This is a genomic window from Salinimicrobium oceani (genome assembly GCF_012037645.1).
This window is the reverse complement of record NZ_JAAVJR010000388.1, coordinates 1-520: the sequence shown is the minus strand read 5'-3', so window position 1 is coordinate 520 and position 520 is coordinate 1. Positions and strand designations below refer to the sequence as shown.

At 41.2% G+C, this 520-nt stretch carries 1 protein-coding gene; it reads right to left on the bottom strand.

Annotated elements, in window-relative coordinates; all coding sequences use genetic code 11:
• The coding region (locus HC175_RS17320) for a relaxase/mobilization nuclease domain-containing protein (RefSeq protein WP_168139554.1) at positions 1-520 on the bottom strand (520 nt) is incomplete at both ends.

Genomic DNA, 520 nt, shown 5'->3' with positions numbered 1-520 from the left:
ACATGCTTTGTGATGCTCACGACCATTCGGTTAGAGAGCTGTACCGCCTTTCCAGCCATCTTCAATTGTTCATTTTCTTTTAGAAATGGTTTTACACCAACCTGAGCGGCCATGGCTTTTCCGATATTTCCGCCACTCATAGATCTGTGGATCTCGCTTCCTTTTAGGTTATAGCCATCAAACTCAAAACGGAAACCCTGCAACTTGTTAGCTTTATTGATGCAGGGAATGACCTTCACCTTATTTGCTTCCATGGCTTTGATGTACTGATCAAAGCTTTTTGGCTTAAAGTTTTTCATAGTTATATCATGCCGTCGCTTAATCTCTGCCCGAATGTCTTTCAGATTAAATTCCTTCTCAATTTGTAATCGTCTTACTGTTGTTAACTGATATTGCTCTGCTACTTTTTCCGCTGCCTGTTGACTGCGTTTCCCTATAAAGCTGTCGTTGTATGCCGTTCCATTAAAGTCGATCCTGTTTATGTAAAGATGAATATGCGTGTGTTGTTTGTCCCGGTGTA